Genomic DNA, 5,270 nt, shown 5'->3' on the forward strand with positions numbered 1-5,270 from the left:
GCGGCGGAATCCCCTTCAGCACCCTCGCCCGCGAAGCGGATGGAATCCGCGGCGGGGCGGGACGGCCTGGTCTGCGCGGCGAGCCCGGCCGGTGCCGCGAAGGCGAGGGCGAGCACCAGCGCGCGGAAGACGCGGGCCGTCATGGAACGCGCGGCTCCGTGCCGGACGCGTCGGCCACGTCGCCCACCGTGGCGGACCGGCGGTGCTTGATCCACTCGATCAGCGGCGGCAGCAGCGAGAGGGCAACGATGGCCACCACCACGTACTCGAAGTTCTTCTGCACCACGGGGATGTTGCCGAAGAAGTACCCGGCGAACAGGAACATCGTGATCCAGATGACGCCGCCCACCACATTGTACGTCAGGAACTTGGCGTAGTCCATCTTGGACGCGCCGGCCACGAACGGCGCGTACGTCCGCACGATGGGGATGAAGCGCGCCAGGATGATCGTTTTTCCGCCGTACTTGGCGTAGAACGACTCGGTCTTGTGCAGGTACTCCAGCTTCATCACCCGCGCCTCCTTCTTGAACACCTTGGTGCCCACGGCGCGGCCGATCTGGTAGTTCACGGAATCGCCCACCACCGCGGCGATCACGAGGACGATCCAGAGGATGAGGATGTTGAGCGCGGGCTCGCCCGGCATGTTGTTGGCCGCGGCCGTCACCGCGCCGGCGGCAAAGAGCAGGGAGTCGCCGGGCAGAAACGGCGTAACGACCAGCCCGGTTTCGGCAAAGATGATGGCGAAGAGGATGACGTACGTCCACGCGCCGTACTGCCGCAGCAGTTCCGCCAGGTGAACGTCCAGGTGCCGGAAGTAGTCGAACATCTGCGCAAGAAACTGCATCCCTCACCGCCGTCCCGTAAAAATCCCGTCCTTGGCCGGAAGACCGCTTCCGGAGGAACGGGAATGGTATCGGTGCGGGGGGTGGGATTCAAGGATGATGCTGGATTTTCATCATCTTCCGCCACCGGACGACACGTACGCGCCGTCCGGTTCCAGGCGCCGGATGGTGCGTTCCACGGCGTCGCGGTACGCGATTACCCGGTCGATGCTGCGCGGGTCATAGGCGGGGTCGCGCGGGCTCACGCTGGGGCCGCCGCTCACCTCCAGCACCGCGGCGTGGTCGTAGCGCACCGTCTGCCCGGTTGCCGGATCCCGCCACGAGCCGGCCCACGCAAGCGACCGCGTGCGGGGCCAAATGCCCAGCGGCAGCGCCAGTGTGCGGATGCGGTAGCCGGGAACGGCGCTGTCCACGGCCAGCTGCAGCCGCGCGATCTGCTCCTGCACGTAGGCGTCGGAGTACTTGTCCAGCCGCGCGTGCCAGACCGTGTGGTTGCAGATTTCGAAGCCCTGCTCCGCCAGGTAGCGCATCTTGGGAAAGCGCCACGCCGTCTTCTGCCCCTTGATGCCGCCGTTGCCAAAGAAGGCGCCGCCGCTGCTCCCCGCGCTCAGCACGCAGAAGGTGGCGGCGTTGCGCCAGCCCGGGTGCGTGCGGGTGAACTCCGTCCAGATCCCCACGGCGCTGTTGGGGTCGATGGACAGCGTTCCGTCCGCCGCCTCGGTGTAGCTGAACTGCGTGGGATCGGCGTCGTCAAAGACGGCGGCGAAGGCGCGGTAGCCCGCGGGGAGCACCTGGTCGATGCGCCGCTCGTTCATCTCCGCGACCGTGACGGGGCGATATCCCGCGTCGTACAGCAGCTGCAGGTCGCGGCGCAGCGCCTCCGGCGGATGGTGGAACTCCGTCTTGCCCGCGCGAATCACGTGGTACTCAAAGACGGGAACGCGCCCCATGGGATTGGGCGCATGCGGCCCCCGTGGCCCGGACGGACTCGCCGCCACCTGCCCCGAATCGGCCACCGTGGAATCGCGCGGCACCGAGCCGACCGCATCAGACGGCGCCGCTGCCTTCGTTGCCCTGGGCGCCGCATCGCTCCCACATGCCGCCATTGCCAGCACCGCCGCCATCACGATCACCCGCCGCATCCACGTCTCCCGCGGTCAATCATCCTCCAGGCGACGGAAACCCTTCCGCCGCTCCAGCCCGCCACCATGCGGACACCGTGCCCGCGCGTCCGGACTCCCGTCTGTTCCCCCGCGACCTCCGCCCCCGCCGCTACGTCCGCGTCCCCACGTGAGACCAAGCGGGATCGGTCGTCCGGAATTCGCGCGGCGAGCGGAACGAATGCTATCATGTGCAAGTCGCGTCGCGTTGAGGTTCAGCGACCTCGACTTCGGACAGCGAGGCTCAAGAAGTGCCACCTCCAATTGCTCCAACACCGTGGTTGCTACTGAATGGGAATTCGTGTTCGTCCTTCCCAATCTCGTGCTCGCAACGGCCTCTAATGAGCGTCATTCTGGCGATTGGCCGATGGGCATCTCATTTGGAGACGAGCTTATCACCATCGTGTCGTCCGATAATCCTCACGTAGCACATCTACGCTCTGATAAAACAATCGAGCAAATTCTTACATCCTTTGTAGATGAATACGGGAAGCCTTATAGCCCGGCGATACTACTTACTCATAGATCAGCTCCCGAGACTGTACGAATCAACCTTGCTGCAATTGTAGCGTTCCGCAACGCAATTGCTCTCGCATTTATCCTGCGTGCACGGGCGGCGGCAGAAAGGGGTTACGGAGGACTTGACCCCACATGGTCTGATACGTTCGACTTTCATCCTGCTCAGATCGGGGGTACGGGCGGGATGATCCTCCACTCGCCCGCGCTGCTGAGTGTCGTCTCCAGCGGTGCGAAATTGCGGCTCACACGTTCTCCGTATATCCCGCTAACAGACGGCCGGCTGCATCCTGACAGTTATCTTTTTCGTTCATTCGAGAAAGCTTGGATCAAGCGATATTGCGGAAAAGCTGAGACTGAGAAGTTCGGGGATCGGTTGTTCCGTTCATTGGACGTTGCATACCAAGCTTGTGCGGTCGGTACGAAATGCGAAGGTTCGCTGAACGAGTACGGAATCCAGGTTGCTTTATGGGTGAGTGCTATTGAGATCCTCGCGTGGCCCAATAAACGACACGCCGATCTGGAGAGCGTACTCCTACTGCTCAACCGAGATTCGATCGACGAGCGGGACCGCAAACTACGATATCGAATCAAAATCAAGAATCCCAAGACGAGAAAGCCGGAGATACGGCGCGTGAGTGCTCTCCAGCGTGCCTACGTGTACCTTTACCGTGCAAGAAACCAATTCCTGCACGGAAATCCAGTGCGCGAGAACTCTCTCCTGACCTTGAATCGCACTGAGCGCGTGGGGCTTCCTCGTTTAGCAGCCGTCGTGTATAGAGCGGCTTTGGTGGCATATTTGGACCCCAAGTATCCGAAGCAGATCAAGAATCTTGAGGAATTAAGAACTCGAGTTGAAGAGAGCTTTGAGGATAATACGTACGGCGAGGCGCTTGCTGAGCTGTTTGGATACACACGGTGAATTTGGATCCGAGCCCAGCTCGCCAGGTGTTCGTTCGCAGCTGCATCGAATATGCTGGTGGTTATGACCCTCGCTCGCCAGACCCCCGTCTGTTCCGCGACCTCCGCCACCGCCGCGTCCTCCCGTGAGGGCAGTAGCCATTTGCCGTTGCGGGAAAGCACGCATGGCGGGTAACCTTCCGGCCATGACGAGCGATGACCAACTTCCCACGCTGGGCGCGGACGAGACGCTGCGCTACAGCCGGCACCTGATCCTTCCGGAAGTCGGCCCGGCCGGCCAGCGGCGGCTCAAGGTGGCGCGCGTGCTCCTGGTGGGCGCCGGGGGGCTGGGCTCGCCGGCCGCGCTGTACCTGGCGGCGGCGGGGGTGGGCACGCTGGGGATCGTGGACTTCGACACCGTCGACGAAACGAACCTGCAGCGGCAGATTATCCACGGCACGCCGGACGTGGGGCGCACCAAGCTGGATTCGGCCGCCGACCGCATCGCCGCCATCAACCCCCACGTGCGCGTGGAGCGGCATCCCGTGCGGCTGGAGTCGGCAAACGCGCGGCAGATCGTGCGCGGCTACGACGTCGTCATCGACGGATCCGACAACTTTCCCACACGTTATCTGGTGAACGACGCCTGCGTGCTGGAGGGCAAGCCGTGCGTGTACGGCTCCATCCTGCGGTGGGACGGGCAGGCCTCGGTGTTCTGGGCGCAGCGCGGGCCGTGCTACCGCTGCCTCTTTCCCGAGCCGCCGCCGCCCGGCTCCGTTCCCTCGTGCGCGGAGGCGGGCGTGTTCGGCGTGCTTCCGGGGATCATCGGCAGCGTGCAGGCGCTGGAGGCACTGAAGCTGATCCTGGAAACGGGCGAAACGCTGCTCGGGCGTCTCTTGCTGTTCGACGCGCTGCGGATGAGGTTCAGGGAGATGCGGCTGCGGCGCGACCCCGCATGCCCGGTGTGCGGCGACAATCCCACCGTGCGCGAACTGATCGACTACGAGCGTTTCTGCGGGATTCCTTCCCAGAACGCGCCATCGGATACACGGATGATCCCCGAAATCACCCCTACGGAACTCAAGCAGCGGCTGGACCGCGGCGACCGCCTGACCATTATCGACGTGCGCGAGCCGATGGAGTGGGAAATCGGCAACCTGGAGCCGCAGGGGGCGCGGCTGATTCCCCTGGGCCAGCTTCCCGACCGCGTGGACGAGATCTCGCGCGACGAGGAGATCGTGCTGCAGTGCCGCTCCGGCGCGCGCAGCGGGCAGGCGCTGCAGTTTCTGCAGGCGCACGGCTACGACCGCCTGCTGAACCTCAAGGGCGGCATCCTGGCCTGGTCCGACGAGGTCGACCCCACGATCCCGAAGTACTGAGCGATGACGAACGCACTGCGGCGCGCCCTTCCGGCGCTTCTGGCCTGCCTGCTTCTTGCCGCCTGTGGAAACACACAGCCGCCGCCGCGCAGCCAGTTCGGCGAGTACGCCGGCCGCTACAAACGGCTCACGCTCGTGAACGGCGACACCTTTACCGTCTACCGTGTAAAGACCTGGATCTTTTCGGACGGGCCGCCCGCGCTGCGATTGGAGTTCGAGCCGGGGTTCGAAGTGGCCGACACCGTACGCCTGAGGCGGCTCGCGGACCGGATCTGGCCCGCCTTTGCGCCGTACGTGGAGGGGCGGAAGCTGAGCGTGGCCATCCTGACGGCCACCAACCTGAAGCGGCGCGGCATCGCCATCGCGAATACGACGTCAATGTCGCATTTTGGACTGGTCGCCACGCGTGACAGTTCCGGCACGTGGATGCTGAACGGGCAACCGCTGCCCCCGGCCGAGGCGCCCGGTCGCGC

5 protein-coding genes are annotated in these 5,270 nt (G+C 64.5%); 3 read left to right on the plus strand and 2 right to left on the minus strand.

The window, feature by feature from the left end; translation table 11 throughout:
* Positions 1–139: 139 nt before the first annotated feature.
* Positions 140–844 (minus strand): DedA family protein, encoded by a 705-nt coding sequence (locus tag VF665_RS11635; RefSeq protein ID WP_331053604.1) that lies wholly within the window; start codon positions 842–844, stop codon positions 140–142.
* Between the two features lie 111 nt (positions 845–955).
* Positions 956–1,984, minus strand: coding sequence for a polysaccharide deacetylase family protein (locus tag VF665_RS11640; RefSeq protein WP_331053605.1), 1,029 nt, complete (start codon positions 1,982–1,984; stop codon positions 956–958).
* A 319-nt stretch (positions 1,985–2,303) separates the two neighbouring features.
* Between VF665_RS11640 and VF665_RS11645 the strand changes: the two genes are divergently transcribed.
* The 3 genes from VF665_RS11645 to VF665_RS11655 all read left to right on the plus strand — a co-directional run.
* Positions 2,304–3,440 carry a hypothetical protein gene (locus VF665_RS11645; RefSeq protein ID WP_331053606.1) on the plus strand — a complete coding sequence of 379 codons (1,137 nt, stop codon included), beginning with the start codon at positions 2,304–2,306 and terminating at the stop codon, positions 3,438–3,440.
* Between the two features lie 163 nt (positions 3,441–3,603).
* Positions 3,604–4,797: a molybdopterin-synthase adenylyltransferase MoeB gene (gene moeB, locus VF665_RS11650; RefSeq protein WP_331053607.1), complete on the plus strand. Its 1,194-nt coding sequence runs from the start codon at positions 3,604–3,606 to the stop codon at positions 4,795–4,797.
* Between the two features lie 3 nt (positions 4,798–4,800).
* Positions 4,801–5,270, plus strand: a 470-nt coding sequence (locus VF665_RS11655; protein ID WP_331053608.1) for a hypothetical protein, incomplete at its 3' end; no start/stop codon positions are given.

The organism is Longimicrobium sp. (assembly GCF_036387355.1).
Classification (GTDB): Bacteria; Gemmatimonadota; Gemmatimonadetes; order Longimicrobiales; family Longimicrobiaceae; genus Longimicrobium.

Coding starts and splice junctions, on each gene's coding strand:
- VF665_RS11635 (WP_331053604.1), bottom strand. CDS start 844: ATGCAGTTTCTTGCGCAGATGTTCGACTACTTCCGGCACCTGGACGTT.
- VF665_RS11640 (WP_331053605.1), bottom strand. CDS start 1,984: ATGCGGCGGGTGATCGTGATGGCGGCGGTGCTGGCAATGGCGGCATGT.
- moeB (WP_331053607.1), top strand. CDS start 3,604: ATGGCGGGTAACCTTCCGGCCATGACGAGCGATGACCAACTTCCCACG.